This window comes from Frankiales bacterium (genome assembly GCA_016125335.1).
GTDB lineage: Bacteria > Actinomycetota > Actinomycetes > S36-B12 > CAIYMF01 > Longivirga.
Genome location: WGLY01000002.1, coordinates 1 through 16,354, shown reverse-complemented (window position 1 = coordinate 16,354; position 16,354 = coordinate 1). Strand labels below are relative to the sequence as shown.

The 16,354-nt window shown below is 74.8% G+C and carries 17 protein-coding genes; 7 read left to right on the top strand and 10 right to left on the bottom strand.

The window, feature by feature from the left end; translation table 11 throughout:
- Positions 1-14: 14 nt before the first annotated feature.
- Both fabI and GC157_00930 read right to left on the bottom strand, forming a co-directional pair.
- Positions 15-791, bottom strand: coding sequence for an enoyl-ACP reductase FabI (gene fabI, locus GC157_00935; GenBank protein MBI1376041.1), 777 nt, complete (start codon positions 789-791; stop codon positions 15-17).
- A 74-nt stretch (positions 792-865) separates the two neighbouring features.
- Positions 866-1,585, bottom strand: coding sequence for an SDR family oxidoreductase (locus tag GC157_00930; GenBank protein ID MBI1376040.1), 720 nt, complete (start codon positions 1,583-1,585; stop codon positions 866-868).
- A 123-nt stretch (positions 1,586-1,708) separates the two neighbouring features.
- Here GC157_00930 and GC157_00925 point away from each other — a divergent pair, with 123 nt between their 5' ends.
- The 3 genes from GC157_00925 to GC157_00915 are packed head-to-tail and all read left to right on the top strand — an operon-like array spanning position 1,709 to position 5,630.
- A complete protein-coding gene (locus GC157_00925; protein ID MBI1376039.1) occupies positions 1,709-2,713 on the top strand; it encodes a zinc-binding dehydrogenase in 1,005 nt (334 codons plus the stop codon).
- The gene (locus GC157_00920) at positions 2,710-4,251 is read left to right on the top strand and encodes a TldD/PmbA family protein (protein MBI1376038.1); all 1,542 of its coding nucleotides are present in this window, start codon (positions 2,710-2,712) and stop codon (positions 4,249-4,251) included. Before GC157_00925 ends, GC157_00920 begins: the two co-directional genes overlap by 4 nt.
- Positions 4,248-5,630, top strand: coding sequence for a TldD/PmbA family protein (locus GC157_00915; GenBank protein ID MBI1376037.1), 1,383 nt, complete (start codon positions 4,248-4,250; stop codon positions 5,628-5,630). The genes GC157_00920 and GC157_00915 overlap by 4 nt, the downstream gene beginning before the upstream one ends.
- Here GC157_00915 and GC157_00910 read toward each other — a convergent pair.
- Both GC157_00910 and GC157_00905 read right to left on the bottom strand, forming a co-directional pair.
- On the bottom strand, positions 5,597-6,160 hold the full coding sequence (locus GC157_00910) for a GNAT family N-acetyltransferase (GenBank protein ID MBI1376036.1): 564 nt from the start codon (positions 6,158-6,160) through the stop codon (positions 5,597-5,599). The genes GC157_00915 and GC157_00910 overlap by 34 nt on opposite strands.
- Before the next feature lie 56 nt (positions 6,161-6,216).
- Positions 6,217-6,429, bottom strand: a complete 213-nt coding sequence (locus GC157_00905) for a dodecin family protein (GenBank protein ID MBI1376035.1) — start codon at positions 6,427-6,429, stop codon at positions 6,217-6,219.
- Between the two features lie 95 nt (positions 6,430-6,524).
- On the opposite strand from GC157_00905, the gene GC157_00900 reads away from it, so the two are divergent.
- The 3 genes from GC157_00900 to GC157_00890 all read left to right on the top strand — a co-directional run bounded on the left by GC157_00900 (position 6,525) and on the right by GC157_00890 (position 8,658).
- Positions 6,525-6,815 (top strand): DUF3099 domain-containing protein, encoded by a 291-nt coding sequence (locus GC157_00900; GenBank protein MBI1376034.1) that lies wholly within the window; start codon positions 6,525-6,527, stop codon positions 6,813-6,815.
- Between the two features lie 67 nt (positions 6,816-6,882).
- Positions 6,883-7,746 carry an SURF1 family protein gene (locus GC157_00895; protein MBI1376033.1) on the top strand — a complete coding sequence of 288 codons (864 nt, stop codon included), beginning with the start codon at positions 6,883-6,885 and terminating at the stop codon, positions 7,744-7,746.
- Positions 7,747-7,872: 126 nt separating this feature from the next.
- The gene (locus GC157_00890; GenBank protein ID MBI1376032.1) at positions 7,873-8,658 is read left to right on the top strand and encodes an SDR family oxidoreductase; all 786 of its coding nucleotides are present in this window, start codon (positions 7,873-7,875) and stop codon (positions 8,656-8,658) included.
- A gap of 22 nt (positions 8,659-8,680) precedes the next feature.
- Here GC157_00890 and GC157_00885 read toward each other — a convergent pair whose 3' ends face one another.
- The gene (locus tag GC157_00885) at positions 8,681-9,178 is read right to left on the bottom strand and encodes a hypothetical protein (GenBank protein ID MBI1376031.1); all 498 of its coding nucleotides are present in this window, start codon (positions 9,176-9,178) and stop codon (positions 8,681-8,683) included.
- Between the two features lie 148 nt (positions 9,179-9,326).
- On the opposite strand from GC157_00885, the gene GC157_00880 reads away from it, so the two are divergent.
- Positions 9,327-10,619, top strand: coding sequence for a hypothetical protein (locus tag GC157_00880; GenBank protein MBI1376030.1), 1,293 nt, complete (start codon positions 9,327-9,329; stop codon positions 10,617-10,619).
- A gap of 9 nt (positions 10,620-10,628) precedes the next feature.
- Here GC157_00880 and GC157_00875 read toward each other — a convergent pair whose 3' ends face one another.
- The 5 genes from GC157_00875 to GC157_00855 all read right to left on the bottom strand — a co-directional run.
- Positions 10,629-12,518 (bottom strand): ATP-binding cassette domain-containing protein, encoded by a 1,890-nt coding sequence (locus GC157_00875; GenBank protein MBI1376029.1) that lies wholly within the window; start codon positions 12,516-12,518, stop codon positions 10,629-10,631.
- A gap of 90 nt (positions 12,519-12,608) precedes the next feature.
- On the bottom strand, positions 12,609-13,424 hold the full coding sequence (locus tag GC157_00870; GenBank protein ID MBI1376028.1) for an enoyl-CoA hydratase/isomerase family protein: 816 nt from the start codon (positions 13,422-13,424) through the stop codon (positions 12,609-12,611).
- Positions 13,421-13,633 (bottom strand): transcriptional regulator, encoded by a 213-nt coding sequence (locus tag GC157_00865; GenBank protein MBI1376027.1) that lies wholly within the window; start codon positions 13,631-13,633, stop codon positions 13,421-13,423. The genes GC157_00870 and GC157_00865 overlap by 4 nt, the downstream gene beginning before the upstream one ends.
- Positions 13,634-13,802: 169 nt before the next feature.
- Positions 13,803-15,398 carry an ATP-binding cassette domain-containing protein gene (locus GC157_00860; GenBank protein ID MBI1376026.1) on the bottom strand — a complete coding sequence of 532 codons (1,596 nt, stop codon included), beginning with the start codon at positions 15,396-15,398 and terminating at the stop codon, positions 13,803-13,805.
- A gap of 200 nt (positions 15,399-15,598) precedes the next feature.
- A partial coding sequence (locus GC157_00855) for a hypothetical protein (GenBank protein ID MBI1376025.1) occupies positions 15,599-16,354 on the bottom strand: 756 nt, incomplete at its 5' end.

The window sequence follows — 16,354 nt, the reverse complement described above, 5'->3', positions numbered from 1 at the left end:
CGCCACCGGGACGGTCAGCCGCCGATCGCGTGCACCCCGCCGTCGACGTGGACGATCTCGCCGGTGGTCTTGGGGAACCAGTCCGACATCAGTGCCACGCACGCGCGCGCCGCGGGCTCCGGGTCGCCCAGGTCCCAGCCGAGCGCGGCGCGCTGGCCCCAGACCTCCTCGAACTCGTCGAAGCCGGGGATGGACTTGGCCGCCATGGTGCGGATGGGCCCCGCGGCGACGAGGTTCACGCGCACGCCCTGCGGGCCGAGGTCGCGGGCGAGGTAGCGGGCGGTCGACTCCAGCGCCGCCTTGGCCACCCCCATCCAGTCGTACTTGGGCCAGGCGATCTGCGCGTCGAAGTCGAGCCCGACCACCGACGAGGTGCGTTCCTCCCCCGTCATGAGGGGCAGGCACGCCATCGTGAGGGACTTCAGCGAGTACGCCGACACCTGCACCGCCGTGGCGACGTCGGGCCACTCGGTGTGCAGGAAGTTGCCGCCCAGGGCGGCCTCCGGCGCGAACGCGATCGAGTGCAGCACGCCGTCGAGCCGGTCGACGTGCTGGCCGAGGCGGTCCGGCAGCGCGGCGAGGTGCGCGTCGTCGGTGACGTCGAGCTCGACCACCGGCACCGGGGTGGGCAGCCGGCCGGCGATCCGGTTGGTGATGGACAGCGCGCGGCCGAACGAGGACAGCACGACCGTGGCACCCTCCTCCTGGGCCAGCCTCGCCACGTGGAAGGCGATCGAGGAGTCGGTCAGCACGCCCGTGACGAGCAGCCGCTTGCCCTCGAGGATCCCCATGGTGCGTTCCTTCCTGTCGCGTGCGGTGCGCTGTGCCCCCGCGAGTCAACCAGCCCGGTGCCCGGCCGGTGCGGTCAGTGGCCCATCCCGAGGCCGCCGTCGACCGGCACGACCGCTCCGGTGATGTACGCCGCGGCGTCGGAGGCCAGGAACACCACTACGGCAGCGATCTCGTCGGGGGTGGCGTAGCGGCCGAGCGGCACCTGCCCCACGATCTCGGCCCGGCGCTCGTCGGGCAGCGCCTGCGTCATGTCGGTGTCGACGAACCCGGGGGCGACCACGTTCGCCGTGATCCCGCGGCTGCCCAGCTCGCGGGCCAGGCTGCGGGCCAGCCCCACGAGACCGGCCTTGGACGCCGCGTAGTTGGCCTGTCCGGCGGAGCCGAGCAGGCCCACGACGCTGGACACCAGGACGATGCGGCCCCGGCGCAGCCGCAGCAGGCCCTTGCTGGCCCGGCGCGCCACGCGCAGCGCCCCGACGAGATTGGTGTCGATCACGGTGTCGACGTCCTCGTCGCTCAGGCGCATCACCAGGCCGTCGCGGGTGACCCCGGCGTTGGCGACCACGACCTCGACGGGGCCGAGCTCGGCCTCCACGCGGTCGAAGGCGGCGTCCACGCTCGCGGTGTCGGTGACGTCGGCCGCCACGGCGAGCACGCCGCTGCCGGCCAGCTCAGCCGGCAGCTCGCCGGAGCGGGCCGTGATCGCCACCCGGTCGCCCTCCGCCACGAAGGCCCGCGCGATGGCCAGGCCGATGCCGCGGTTGCCCCCGGTGACCAGCACCACTCGATCCACGACCGACCCTCCCGTCGACGGGCCCGGGGGGTCCCGGGCGCGACGCGACGCTATCCGTTACCCGCGGGTACGACGGAACGGTGCCGACGCGGCACGCGCGCGGAGCCGGGCTAGGGTCGGGCCATGAGAGCGATCCAGGTCAGGCAGTTCGGCGGCCCCGAGGTCCTCGTCCCCGCGGTGGTCAGCGACCCGGTCCCCCACCACGACGAGCTGCTCGTGCGGGTGTCCGGCGCAGGCGTCAACTACGCCGACACGCACCAGGCGGAGAACACGTACCTGTCCAGCAGCAGCCTGCCGTTCGTGCCCGGCGGCGAGGTGGTCGGCGACGTCGTCGACCCCGGTGGCCTGCCGCGCCGGGTGTGCGGCTTCGTGAGCAGGGGCGGCGGCTACGCCGAGCTGGCCGTGGTCCGCAAGGGCCTCGCGTTCGACGTGCCCGCGTCCGTCACCGACACGCAGGCGCTCTCCCTGCTCGTGCAGGGGCTCACCGCCTGGCACCTCGTGCGCACCTGCGCCCGCGTCGCCCCCGGCGAGACCGTGGTGGTCCACGCCGCGGCGGGCGGCGTCGGCAACCTGGCGGTGCAGCTGGCCAAGGCGGCCGGCGCCGGCCGGGTCATCGCGACCGCGTCCACGCAGGACAAGCTCGACCTGGCCGCGGACCTCGGCGCCGACGTCGGCGTCCTGCTCGACGGCTCGCTCAACGCGCACGACGTCAAGACCCGCCTCGTCGAGGCCAACGGCCACTCGCCCGTGGACGTGGTGTTCGAGATGGTCGGCGGGACCTCGTTCGACGGCAGCCTCTCCGCGCTGGCGCCGTTCGGCCGCATCGTCACCTTCGGCATGGCCTCCCGCGTGCAGCCCGCGCCGGTGCACCCCACCTCGCTCATGATCGGGTCGCACTCGATCGTCGGCTTCTGGCTCATGGACTGCCTGCGGCCCGACCGCATCCCGTCGATGGTCGCCGCCCCCATGGCCGAGCTGATGGCGATGGTGGCCGACGGACGGCTGCGCCCGCTGGAGGGGCACGTCTACCCGCTGGAGCGGGCGCGCGCGGCCCACGAGGCCATGCGCGAGCGCCGGACGACCGGCAAGGTCGTGCTGGCGCCCCACCTCGACGAGCACCGCTCGTGACGCCGGCGCCGGCGCGGGAGGTCGACGCCGACTTCCTCGCGCTGCCGCTCGACGCCTGCGCCGACTCCGCGCTCACCCGTGCGCGCGAGCTCGGCGCCTCCCACGCCGACGTCCGCGTGGTCGCCCTGCACACGTGGGAGTCGAGCCTGCGCGACGCGCGGCTCGACTCCGCCCTGCTCGACCGCGACGCGGGCCTCGCCGTGCGCGTCGTCGTGGACGGGTGCTGGGGCTTCGCGAGCTCCGACGTCGTGCACCCCGACGTCGCCGTCGCGCTCGCCGACCAGGCCGTGGCGCTGGCCCGCGTCAGCGCCCCGCTCGCCACCGCGCGCGTGGAGCTGGCGCCCGAGCCGGTGCACGTCGGCCACTGGGTCTCCGCGTACGACCTCGACCCGTTCGCCGTGCCCGCCGCCGAGCGGGTCGACCTGCTCGCCGCCCGCAGCGCCGCGCTGCTCTCGCACCCGGTCGTCACCCACGTGACGGCGTCGGCCACCGCGGTGAAGGAGCAGGTGTTCTACGCCGACTCCGCCGGCACGCGGATCGCGCAGCAGCGGGTGCGGATGCAGTCCGACGTCGTGGCCGTGGCGGTCGACCCGGCGACCGGGGCCTTCGAGACCATGTCCACCACCGCGCCGCCGGCCGGTCGCGGCTGGGAGTACCTCGCCGGCACGGCGTCGAGCGTCGACGGCGCCCGCGCCTGGGACTGGGACGCCGAGCTGGCCGGGCTGGGCGACCTGCTGCACGAGAAGACGCTGGCGCCCTCGGTCGAGCCCGGACGCTACGACCTGGTGGTGGACCCCACGAACCTGTGGCTCACGATCCACGAGTCGATCGGCCACGCGACCGAGCTCGACCGTGCGCTCGGCTACGAGGCGAACTACGCGGGCACGTCGTTCGCCACGCCGGACGGCCTGGGCACCCTGCGCTACGGCTCGCCGCTCATGAACGTCACCGGCGACCGCGTGACCACCCACGGGCTGTCCACCGTCGGGTGGGACGACGAGGGCGTCGCGGCCCAGTCCTGGGACATCGTGCGCGACGGCGTCCTGGTGGGCTACCAGCTCGACCGCGCGATGGCCGCCGAGTTCTCGCTGCCCCGGTCCAACGGCTGCGCCTACGCCGACAGCGCCGCGCACACCGCGATCCAGCGGATGCCCAACGTGTCGCTGAAGCCCGACCCCGCCGGCCCGGACCTCGACGGGCTGCTCGCCGGGGTGGACGACGGCATCTACGTCGTCGGCGACAAGTCGTGGTCCATCGACATGCAGCGGTTCAACTTCCAGTTCACCGGCCAGCGGTTCCACCGCGTCCGCGGGGGCCGGGTGGTGGGGCAGCTCAAGGACGTCGCCTACCAGGCCACCACCACGGACTTCTGGGGCTCGATGCGCGCCCTGGGCGGCCCCTCGACGTACCTGCTCGGCGGGGCGTTCAACTGCGGCAAGGGCCAGCCCGGGCAGGTCGCGGCGGTGTCCCACGGGTGCCCGGCGGCGGTGTTCGAGCAGGTGAACATCCTCAACAGCCGTCAGGAGGCGGGCGCATGACGCCGCAGGAGATCGTCGAGCGGGCCCTGGCCCTCTCGCGCACGCGCGGCTGCATCGTCCTGGTGCGCAGCCAGAGCGTGGCCAACCTGCGCTGGGCCCGCACCACGCTGACGACCAACGGCGAGACCCTCGCCACCGCGGTCACCGTCGTCGCGCTCGCCGACGTCCCCGGAGGCGTCGGCGTCGGCTCGGTGACCGCGAGCGCGCCCGACGCGGCCGGCCTCGAGGACCTCGTCCGCCGGGCGGAGGCGGTGGCGGCTGCGGAGCGGCCCGCCGAGGACGCCGCGCCCCTCGTCGACGACCGCCCCGCGTCCCCGGACTGGGACGACCCGGTGCAGGTCGCCACCAGCGCCGTGTTCGCCTCGCTCGCCCCCGCCCTCGGCGACACGTTCGGCTCGGCCGCGCGGGACGGCATCGAGCTGTTCGGCTACGCCGAGCAGGTCGTGAGCACCGTGCACCTGGGCACCTCCTCCGGGCTGCGATTGCGCCACGCCGAGCCGGAGGGACGCCTGGAGCAGACCGCCAAGAGCCACGGCCGCACCCGCTCGAGCTGGGCCGGTCGCGCCGGTCACGACGCCGGTGCGTTCGACGTCGCGGCGCTCGACGCGGAGCTGCGCCAGGGCCTGGCGTGGCAGGAGCGCTCGGTCGAGGTGGCCCCCGGCCGGCACACCGCCGTCCTCACGCCCAGCGCCGTCGCCGACCTCATGATCGAGCTCTACTGGGCGTCCGTGGGGCGCGACGCCGCGGACGGCAGCAGCGTGTGGAGCGGTGCCGGCGGGGGCACGCGCGTGGGCCAGCAGGTCGCCGACCCGCGGGTGACGCTGCGCAGCGACCCGCACCTGCCGGGCTTCGAGACGCTGCCGTTCGTGGCCACCGGCACCTCCTCGGGCGCCCGCAGCGTGTTCGACGACGGGCTCGAGCTCGGCCCGACGTCGTGGATCGCCGACGGGGTGCTCACGCACCTGGTCACCTCGCGGCACACCGCCGCCGAGACCGGCCTGCCGGTGCGCCCGGCGATCGGCAACCTGGCCCTCGAGGTGTCCGGCGGGAGCGGGTCCCTGGCCGACGTCGTCGCGCGCACCGACGACGGCCTGCTGGTGACCTGCCTCTGGTACAACCGCATCGTCGACGCCCAGACGCTGCTGCTGACCGGACTCACCCGCGACGGCGTCTACCGCGTGCGCGGCGGCGAGGTGGTCGGGGCGGTGACGAACTTCCGGTTCAACGACTCCCCCGTCGCCGTGCTCGGCCGGGTGCTCGACGCCGGCACCCCCACCGGCACCCTGGCCCGCGAGATGGCCGACTACTTCAACCGGTCGCTGATGCCGCCGCTGGTGGTCGCGGACTACAACTTTTCCACGGTCTCCCAGGCGTCCTGAGGGCGCGACGCCGCAGGCCCGCGGGCGCCGCGCCAGGGGCCCGGGCTCGGCTCCCGGGTGTCCCACAGCTCCACCGAGGAGCCGCACTCCACGAAGCCCCGGGCGCGGTAGTTGTGCAGCGCGGCCGGCGCGTCGAGCTCGCAGGTGTGCAGCCACACCCGCCGGGTGCCCTCGGTGGACCAGGCCCGCTGCACCGCCTCGGTCAGCAGCCATCCGCCGAGCCCCAGCCCGGAGTAGCCGGGCAGCAGCCCGAAGTACGCGAGCTCGAGGCTGCCCGGTGAGTCGGGGTGCAGCTCGGCGTAGCCGGCCGGCGTGCCGTCCACCCAGCAGGTCCACAGCTGGTGCCCGGGGGCGCGGACCCAGTCGGTCCACTGGTCCAGGGTCCAGTCGATCCGGTCGAGCCAGTACCAGTCGCCGCCCACCGCGCGGTAGAGGAACCGCGACAGCTCGGGGGCCGGGCGCCGCGCCAGGACGAGCGTGGCCTCGACGTCGGGCGGCCGCGCCGGCCGCAGCGCCGACGGGTCGGTCATCTCGAGGTCCGTGACGCGCACCTCGCGGACGCCGGGCCCGGGTCGGTCGACCCGCGTCACGAGTCCTCGAGGCGGAAGCCCACCTTCATGCCGACCTGCACGTGGGCCACCTCCCCGTCGCGGATGTTGCCGCGGATCTCGGTGACCTCGAACCAGTCGAGGTGGCGCAGGGACTGGCTGGCGCGGGCGATGCCGTTGCGGATGGCCTGGTCGATGCCGTCCGGCGAGGTGCCCACGATCTCGGTCACGCGGTAGGTGCGGTTGCTCATGGGGTCATCCTGGCCCATGCCGGCCCCGGCAGGTGCCCTCGCCGGGGCCCCGACCCGCGCTCGCCGGATCGCCCGGCGGGACCTACCGTGGGCGCGTGAGCATCGAGCCCGAGGTCCACCGGATCACCGACGCCGGCGTCTCGCTCACGGACGACCAGTCCGGACGCACCCGCCGGTACCTGGTCACGATGGCCATCCGCACGGCCTGCGTCGTCGGCGCGGTGCTCGCGCCGTCCCCGTGGCGCTGGGTGCTGGCCGTCGGAGCGGTCGGCCTGCCCTACATCGCGGTCGTCATGGCCAACGCGGGCCGCGAGCTGAGCGACCGCGGCGGCTTCACCATCGCGTTCCGGTCCGACCGCCGCGCCCTCGGCCGGGGCAGGCACTGACGGCCCGCACCGCGCTGCCGTCCGCCCTGGCCACCCCTGGCCGCCGGGGCCTCGCGCCCGACCTACCCTGGACCCCGTGAACGGCTACGGGTTCCTGCGCCAGCCGCGCTGGCTGGCGCTGGGCTTCCTCGTCGTCGTGATCGTCCCCTCGTTCATCCTGCTCTCGCGCTGGCAGCTGTCCCGGCTCGACGAGCGCCGCCACTACAACGCGGTGGTCACGGCCAACGCCTCCACGCCGCCCGTGCCCGTGGGGCAGCTGCTCGATCCGGGCGCGGACATCGGCAGCGTCGGCGACGCGGTCACGTGGCGCCAGGTGAGCGCCACGGGCCACTACGACCAGGCCCGCCAGGTGCTCGTGCGCAAGCGCCCGCTGCAGGGGCGCAACGGGTTCTGGGTGGCCACGCCGTTCGTCACCGACAGCGGCACCGTGCTGGTCGTCGACCGCGGCTGGGTCGAGGCGGTGTCCGGTGCCGGCGCCACCCCGGACGTGCCGCCCGCACCGGCGGGCCGGGTGAGCATCGTCGGCCGGATCCGGGTCAGCGAGCAGGCTCCCCGCCCGCAGCCGGCGGACCTGCCGGCGGGCCAGGTCACCGACCTCGACGTGCGCCTCGTGGCCGACGGCGCGCCCGCCTACCCCGCCTACGTCGACCTGGTCTCCTCGACCCCGGCCGAGTCGACCGCCCTGACCCCGATCCCGCTTCCGGAGCTCGACGACGGCCCGCACCTGTCGTACGCGATGCAGTGGATCCTCTTCGCGGTGGTCGCCGTGGTGGGCTTCGTGGTGCTGGCCCGCCGCGAGGCCTACGGCGACCCGTCCGGCGACAGCGCCGCCGGCGGCGACACGGCGGCCGGCGCAGACCCGGGCGCGGGCGCGCCGGGCCGCCCGGAGGCCGCCCGCGAGGTGCCGGTCCAGGACGCCCCGGCCCCCTGAGCCCCGCCGCGCGACCCCGATCCGGACACGCTCGGTGACTGGTTGCTCACGCGGATCGGGCTCGCCGTCACCCGTTCGGCCGTGTCGTCGGGCTCGGCGGCCCGCCCGGACCGGCACAATCGGCACATGGACCTGGGGCTCAAGGACCGCGTCTTCGTCGTGACCGGGGGGTCGCGCGGGCTCGGCCTGGCGACCGCGCAGGGGCTCGTCGCCGAGGGCGCGCACGTCGTGCTCGCCGCGCGCGACCAGCAGGCGCTCGACGAGGCCGTCGCGCTGCTCGGCGGCGGGGCGTCCGCGGTGGGCCTCACCGCCGACCTCGCCGACCCGGCCTCGGCCGAGCGCGTGGTCGCGGCGGCGGTCGCCCGCTACGGGCGCCTCGACGGCCTGCTGGTGAGCGTCGGCGGCCCCGCCGGCGGCACGCCCATGACCACCGACGACGACACCTGGCGCGCGGCCTTCGAGACCGTCTTCCTCGGGGCGCTGCGCGTCGCCCGCGCCGCGGCCAACGCCATGAGCGGCGACCCGCTCGACCTGCCGGGCACCGGCGGCTCGATCGTCTTCGTCCTCTCCTCCAGCGCGCGCGAGGTCGTCCCGGGCCTGTCCACCAGCAACGGGCTGCGCCCCGGGCTGGCGATGCTGGTCAAGGACCTCGCCGACGAGCTCGGGGCCCGCGGCATCCGCGTCAACGGGCTGCTGCCGGGGCGGCTGGCCACCGACCGCGTGTTCGCCCTCGACGCGCGCTACGGCGCCCCCGACATGGTGCGGCGGCGCAACGAGTCCGCGATCCCCCTGGGCCGCTACGGCGACCCCGAGGAGTTCGGCGCGGTCGCGACGTTCCTGCTCTCGCCGCGGTCGTCCTACGTGAGCGGGTCGCTGCTCACGGTCGACGGCGGGGCCTCGCGCAGCATCTGACCCGGCCCGGCTGCGGATCCGGTCAGCGGCCGCGAGGCAGCCGCCCCCGCGCCCGCCAGCCGACCACCAGGCAGGCCAGGCCGATGAGCAGGAGCGCCGGGCTCCACAGGGGCAGCGCGTCGTTGGTCGGCGCGGTCGAGCCGACGACGAAGGACACCACCGCCGAGGCGACGAGGAAGCCGCCCCAGCCCAGCCCCCACTGCATCATCCGGCGGTCGTGGACCTCCGGCGGCACGACGGGGTCGTCGTCGCGCGGGGGCAGGTCCGTCGAGCTCACCCAGCCCGACGACGCGCCGGCGCGGCCCGGCCCGGCCTGCTCGGACGCCGGTCCGCCGGTCATCGTGCGGCGCGCCTCGGTCAGCGCGACCATCGCGGTGGTGGCCTCCTCGTAGGCCTCCGAGCCGGGCGGGAACCGGTCCGGGTGGCCGGTGCGCACCGCGCGGCGGAAGGCGGCCTCGACCTGGCGGCGGCTGGCCGTCAGGGGCACCCCGAGCAGCCGCGCAGCGCTGGTCCTGTCCACGGCGTCACTGTGCGCCGCTGCGCGGCGCCCGGCAAGCGCGGCGCCCGACGTACGACCTCTCCTCCCGACGGCGGCGCGCCTAGGCTGGCGGTGGCGCGCCGGGAAGCCTGGTCGGCGACGGATCCGTCGTGGGCTGCCGGAGGTCGAGGTGCGCGAAGCGGTCGTGCTCGCCGTCTTCGTGGTGGCCTACGTCCTCATCGCCACGGAGCGCGTCCACCGCGTGCTGGCCGCCCTGGCCGGTGCCGCCGCGATGCTCCTCATCGGGGCGCTGCCCTGGCGCACGGCCCTGTTCTCCGGCACCGCGGGCATCGACTGGAACGTCATCGGGCTGCTGTTCGGGATGATGGTGGTGGTCTCGGTGCTGGCCGAGACCGGCGCGTTCGACGCCGTGGCGATCGCGGCCGTGCACGTCACGCGCGGGCGTCCGTTCCTGCTGCTGTCGTTCCTCGTGGTCGTCACCGCGGTGGCCTCGGCTGCGCTGGACAACGTGACGACCGTGCTGCTGCTGGCACCGGTCACGCTCGTGGTGTGCACCCGGCTCGGCCTGCCGCCGGTGACGTTCCTGATCGCGGAGGTGTTCGCGTCCAACGTGGGCGGGATGGCCACCCTGATCGGCGACCCGCCCAACATCATCGTCGGCAGCCGGGCCGGGCTCACCTTCGACCAGTTCGTGGTCACCCTCGGTCCGCTCACCGTGGTGCTGCTCGGCGTCCTGCTGCTGGTGCTGCGCCTGGTGTTCGCCGGGGCGCTGCGCGACGCACGGCCGGTCGCCGTCGACCTCGCCGAGCTCTCGCCGCGGGCCGCCATCACGGACCTGCGCCTGCTGGTGGTGAGCGTGGCCGTCCTCGTCGTCATGCTCGTCGGGTTCGTGCTGCACCCGGTGCTGCACCTCGCCCCGTCCGTGGTGGCGCTGGTGGGTGCCCTCGTGCTGGTGGCGCTGTCCGGCCTCGGACCGGCCCGGTTCCTTCAGCAGGTGGAGTGGTCGACCCTGCTCTTCTTCGTGGGGCTCTTCGTGATGGTGGGCGCCCTGATCGAGGCGGGCTGGGTGGAGCGGCTGGCCCAGGGCGTCGCGTCGGTGTTCGGCGACCACCTGCTCATGACCTCCACGGTCATCCTGGGGCTGTCCGCCACCGTGGGCGGGATCGTGGACAACATCCCGTTCGTCGCCACCATGGCGCCGCTCACCGAGGACCTCGTGGCCGACTACGCCGGCGACCCGGACTCGGTCGCGCTGTGGTGGGCGCTGGTCGCCGGCGCGGACCTCGGCGGCAACCTCACCGCCGTCGGCGCGAGCGCCAACGTCGTGGTGCTCGCGGTCGCCGCACGCGCGGGCCACCGGATCGGCTTCTGGCAGTTCACCCGCTACGGGCTGGTGGTCACCGCCGTGACGGTCGGCATCGCCTGGGTGTGGCTGTGGCTGCGCTTCTTCGCCTTCGGCTGAACGCCGGGCTCAGACGGCGCCCTGCGGCTGCGCCGGGTCCGCCTGTGTGGCGAACTGGGTCCGGTAGAGGTCGGCGTACAGGCCGCCGCGCAGCAGCAGGTCCTCGTGCCGGCCCTGCTCGACGACGCGGCCGCCGTCGATCACGAGGATCGTGTCCGCCTCGCGGATCGTCGAGAGCCGGTGGGCGATCACGAGCGACGTGCGGCCCTCGAGCGCGGTCGCGAGCGCCTTCTGCACGGCCACCTCGGACTCGCTGTCGAGGTGCGCGGTCGCCTCGTCGAGGACGACGACGTCGGGCGCCTTGAGCAGCAGCCGCGCGATCGCCATGCGCTGCTTCTCCCCGCCGGAGAGGCGGTAGCCGCGGTCGCCCACCACGGTGTCGAGCCCGTCGGGCAGGTCGTCCACCAGGCCGAGCACCTGCGCGTCGCGCAGCGCGGCGCGCAGCTCGTCGTCCGTGGCCCCGGGGCGGGCGTAGGCGAGGTTGGCCCGGATGGTGTCGTGGAACATGTGGGCGTCCTGCGTCACCACGCCCACCAGCGCGTGCAGCGACTCCTGGGTGACGTCGCGCACGTCGTGGCCGTTGATGCGCACGGAGCCGTCGGTGACGTCGTAGAGCCGCGACACCAGGCCCGTGATCGTCGTCTTGCCGGCGCCGGAGGGGCCCACCAGGGCCACCATCTCCCCCGGGTGCGCCGTGAACGTGACGCCGCGCAGCACCTCGTCGCGCACCGGTGCAGCGTCGGGCCGCGCGACCGACTCCAGCGAGGCCAGCGACACGTCCTCGGCCGACGGGTAGCGGAAGCGCACGTCGCGGAACTCGATGGTCGACGGCCCGCCGGCCACCTCCACCGCCTCGGGCCGGTCCTTGACCATCGGCTCGAGGTCGAGGATCTCGAACACCCGCTCGAAGCTCACGAGGGCCGTCATGACGTCGACGCGCACGTTCGAGAGCGCCGTCAGCGGCCCGTAGAGGCGCCCGAGCAGCGAGGCCAGCGCGAGCAGGGTGCCCACGGTGATCGTGCCGGCGATGGCGAGGTTGCCGCCGACCCCGTACACGAGGGCGGTGGCGAGCGCGGCCACGAGGGTGAGCGCGGCGAAGAAGACTCGGTTGGCCATGGCGATCCGCACGCCGATGTCGCGCACGCGGCCGGACCGGCCGGAGAACTCTGCCGCCTCCTCCGCCGGGCGGCCGAACAGCTTGACCAGCAGGGCGCCGGCCACGTTGAACCGCTCGGTCATCTGCGTGGACATCTCGGCGTTGAGCTGCATCTGCTCGCGCGTCATCGCCTGGAGCGTGCGGCCGAACCAGCGTGCCGGCAGCAGGAAGAGCGGGAGCAGCAGCAGGGCCGCGACGGTGATCTGCCACGACAGCGCCAGCATGGCGATGACGACCGCCACGAGGCTGATCGCGTTGCCGACCACGCCGGACAGCGTGGAGGTGAAGGCCTGCTGGGCGCCGATCACGTCGTTGTTGAGCCGCGACACCAGCGCGCCGGTCTGGGCCCGCGTGAAGAACGCCACCGGCATCCGCTGCACGTGGTCGTAGACCTGGGTGCGCAGGTCGAAGATGAGCCCCTCGCCGATGCGGGACGAGAACCACCGGCCGACCAGCGTGAGCCCGGCGTCGAAGACGGCGATCAGCGCGATGAGCAGCGCGGTGCTGGTGACCACCGAGGTGTCGCCGGGAGTGACGCCCTGGTCGATGATGCGGCGGAACAGCAGTGGCTGCGCCACCACGAGGACGGCGTCGAGCACGAGCGTGACGAGGAAGCCGGCCACGAGCCAGGAGTAGGGCCGGGCGTAGTCGAGGATCCGGCGCACGGTGCCCTCGGCGAGCTTGCGGTCGGTCACCGAGTCGTCGCGCCGGAACGACCGCATGAGCATGTGCGGGTTGGACATCGACACGCGCGCAGGCCTCCAGACCGTCGTCGGGCCCGGTGGCCCGCAGGGACAAGTGTCGAGGACCGGGATTTGTTCCCGGACGGCGCCTTACGTGCGGCCGACGAGCGCCCGGATGAGCCCCACCTGGGTCTCCCGCTCGGCCCGGCGCGCGGTGTCGGCCGGAGTGTCGACGGCCTGCCGCAGCAGCGCCTTGGTGGCGCTCACGGCCGCCGCGGGCGCCGCGAGGAGCGTGCCCACCAGGTCGTGCACGGCGGCGTCGAGCACGTCCGGACCCACGACGAGGTTGGCCAGCCCCAGTGCTGCGGCCTCCTCCACGGGCACCCAGCGGCCTGTCGCGCAGATCTCGAGCGCGCGCGAGTAGCCGACCAGCCGCACGAGGTTGTGGGTGCCGGTGAGGTCCGGGACGATCCCGAGCGTCGTCTCGCGCATCGCGAAGCGCGCGTCGTCCGCGCACACCCGCAGGTCGCACGCCAGGGCGAGCTGGAAGCCCGCGCCGACGGCCGCACCGCGCACCGCGGCGACGGTCACGACGTCGTCGCGGTCGCGCCACCAGCGGAACGCCGACTGCGCCTGGGCGATGCGCTCGGCGGCCTCGGCGTCGTCGAGCGCCGCGATGTCGGCGAACACCGTCTCGCCGTCGATGCCCTCCGGGGTGAACGCCCGCAGGTCGATGCCGGCCGAGAACGACGGGCCGTCGCCGCGCACCACCACGACACGGGTGCCCTCGGGCAGGTGCTCCCCCACGGCCGCCAGCGCGCGCCAGGTGGCCGGTGTCTGCGCGTTGCGCCGCTCGGGCCGGTCGAGGGTGACCGTGACGACGGGGGCGCCGTCGGCGCGGGTCCACTCGACCCGGACGCCGCCGGCGTCGAGGAGCGGCCCGATCGCGGGGGCCTGCGCGGTCAGGACGCGGCCCGCCCGCGGGTCGCGCCGCCGCGCCCGCGCAGGGTGACGCCGGACTCGCTGAGCACCCGGTGCACGAAGCCGTACGAGCGGCCCGTGGCTGCGGCGAGCTCGCGGATGCTGGCGCCCGCGGCGTACTTCTTCTTCAGGTCGGCCGCGAGCCTGTCCCGCTCGCCGCCGGACACGCGACGACCCTTGCCGAGCTCCGTCACTGCCGCCTCCCGGGGTCCACGCCGGTGGACGAGCACGACGTCGTCCACCACCGGTCACGGTACCCCGGGGCACCGGGGCCGCAAGCGGTCGGCCGAATCTCGACGATCTTCGTCCGGGGGCCCTGCACGGGACCGTCACGGAGGGTGCCCGGGACGTGTGCGGCGCTGCTCAGGCCAGCGCCACGAGGTCGGCGTAGTCCGGGTTCCAGAGGTCCTCCACGCCGTCCGGCAGGAGCAGGATGCGCTCGGGGTCGAGGGCCTCCACGGCGCCCTCGTCGTGCGTCACCAGGACGATCGCGCCCTCGTAGGAGCGCAGCGCCGAGAGGACCTCCTCGCGGCTGGCCGGGTCGAGGTTGTTGGTCGGCTCGTCGAGCAGCAGCACGTTGGCGGCGGACACGACCAGCGTGGCCAGGGCGAGGCGGGTCTTCTCCCCGCCGGAGAGCGTGCCCGCGGGCTGGTGGACGGTGTCGCCGGAGAACAGGAACGAGCCGAGCACGCGGCGCACGTCCGGCTCGAGCATGTCCGGGGCGGCGGAGCGCATATTCTCCAGCACCGTGCGCCCGGCGTCGAGGGTCTCGTGCTCCTGGGCGTAGTAGCCGAGCCGCAGACCGTGACCGGGCTGCACCTCGCCGGTGTCCGGGCGGTCGAGGCCGGCCAGGATGCGCAGCAGGGTGGTCTTGCCGGCACCGTTGAGCCCGAGCACCACCACGCGGCTGCCCTTGTCGATCGCGAGGTCGACGTCGGTGAAGATCTCCAGCGACCCGTAGGACTTGGACAGCTCCTGCGCGCGCAGCGGCGTGCGGCCGCAGGGGGCCGGCGTGGGGAACCGCAGCCGCGCGACCCGGTCGCTCTGCCGCTCGGCCTCGAGCCCGTCGAGCAGCCGCTCGGCGCGACGCGCCATGTTCTGCGCCGCGCGCGCCTTGGTGGCGGTGGCGCGCATTCGGTCGGCCTGCGCCTGGAGGTGCTGGGCCTGCCGCTCGGCGTTGGCCCGCTCGCGCTTGCGCCGGCGCTCGTCGGTCTCGCGCTGGGTGAGGTAGGCCTTCCAGCCGACGTTGTAGACGTCGATCTCGGCGCGGTTGGCGTCGAGGTGGAAGACCCGGTTGACCGTGTGCTCGAGCAGGTCGACGTCGTGGCTGATGACGAGCAGGCCGCCCTTGTGGGACCGCAGGAACTCGCGCAGCCAGACGATCGAGTCGGCGTCGAGGTGGTTGGTGGGCTCGTCGAGCAGCAGGGTGTCCGCGCCCGAGAACAGGATGCGGGCCAGCTCCACCCGGCGACGCTGGCCGCCGGAGAGCGTGCCCAGGGTCTGCTCCATCACCCGCTCGGGCAGGCCCAGGCTCGAGGCGATGGCGGCGGCCTCGGCCTCCGCCGCGTAGCCGCCCTGGGCCAGGAAGTCGGCCTCGGCGTTGGAGTAGCGCCGCATCGCCTTCTCGCGGGCGGCGTCGTCGGCGGAGGCCATGCGCTGCTCGGCGGCGCGCATGCGGCGCACCGTCTCGTCGAGACCGCGGGCGGCGAGGATCCGGTCGCGGGCGAGCTCCTCGAGGTCGACGTCGCGCGGGTCCTGCGGCAGGTAGCCGATGCGCCCGCTGCGGGCGACGGACCCCGCGGCGGGCTCCCCCTCGCCGGCCAGCACGCGGGTCAGCGTGGTCTTGCCGGCGCCGTTGCGGCCCACGAGGCCGACCCGGTCGCCGGGGCCGATGCGGAAGCTCGCACCCTCGAGCAGCAGGCGCGCACCGGCGCGCAGCTCGATGCCCGAGGCGGAGATGGTCACGAGAACGAGAGTCTAGGCGCCGCGGCGACCTGCTCCCGCCACCGCCGACGGGCGCCAGTCCCGTCCGGTCCGCATCCCGTCGCGGCCGCAGCGGGGCAGGACAGGCCGGATGGGCGGTGCGGGCGGCACTCCGTGGTCGCGGCGTTCGAGCACCGCCCGGCTCTCGGTCCGGTTGTCACGTGCGCGGCATGGGATCAGAACGGCGGGCGTTCTGGCGGGTCCGCCGCCCCGTCATCGGGCGCGTGACCGGCCGGCTCGTCGGTGTCGGGCCGTGGTCGTCCACCGGGCGGCGAGGGCGGTCCGGTCGGCGGTGCGGGTCGTGGCGGTGGTTCCAGGACCGGCTGTGCGGGGATCCGGATGCGCTGCCGCCAGCGGGTGACCCACGTTCCGGACCCGTCCGGGGCGCTGTCCTCGATGGTGGCGTGCCCGGCGGTCTTGACCTGGTGGCAGCGGGAGCACAGCCCGCCGCAGTTGGCGGTGTCGCTGGCTCCCTCGGGGAACGGCAGGGCGTGGTCCATCTCCTGCGCCCTGCGTGTGCAGCCTGGGCGGCGGCAGACCGGGTCGCGGTGCAGCACGTGCTCGCGCAGCGCGGCGGGCAGGTACTGGCGGGTGCCGTAGTCCAGCAGGTGCCCGTCGACCGGGTCGACGACCAGCCGGCGCCAATGCTCGGCGACTCCGGCGACCTCCCGCGCGATCGGCGCCGGGATCGGCGTGCCGTTCAGCAGGGCCAGGCCTTCGCGCTCCCCGCGGAGAGTGTCGAGGTCCATCACCACGTGCAGCTCGGTCTGGGTGCGGGACGCGTCGTAGACCAGCTCGCCTTCCTCGTCGCGGGTCCCGAGCACGAGGGCAGCCAGGGCATCCGCGCGGCACGCACCGGATGCCGCGTCCTCGTTCCCTGCCCGCAGGGCCTCGGCGCCGCCGCGCTGGGCGCGCAGTGCCTTGCCGGCCGC

Excerpts from the sequence above, each read along its gene's own strand:
- fabI (MBI1376041.1), bottom strand. The coding sequence starts at position 791 with ATGGGGATCCTCGAGGGCAAGCGGCTGCTCGTCACGGGCGTGCTGACC.
- GC157_00925 (MBI1376039.1), top strand. The coding sequence starts at position 1,709 with ATGAGAGCGATCCAGGTCAGGCAGTTCGGCGGCCCCGAGGTCCTCGTC.
- GC157_00915 (MBI1376037.1), top strand. The coding sequence starts at position 4,248 with ATGACGCCGCAGGAGATCGTCGAGCGGGCCCTGGCCCTCTCGCGCACG.
- GC157_00910 (MBI1376036.1), bottom strand. The coding sequence starts at position 6,160 with ATGACCGACCCGTCGGCGCTGCGGCCGGCGCGGCCGCCCGACGTCGAG.
- GC157_00905 (MBI1376035.1), bottom strand. The coding sequence starts at position 6,429 with ATGAGCAACCGCACCTACCGCGTGACCGAGATCGTGGGCACCTCGCCG.
- GC157_00890 (MBI1376032.1), top strand. The coding sequence starts at position 7,873 with ATGGACCTGGGGCTCAAGGACCGCGTCTTCGTCGTGACCGGGGGGTCG.
- GC157_00875 (MBI1376029.1), bottom strand. The coding sequence starts at position 12,518 with ATGTCCAACCCGCACATGCTCATGCGGTCGTTCCGGCGCGACGACTCG.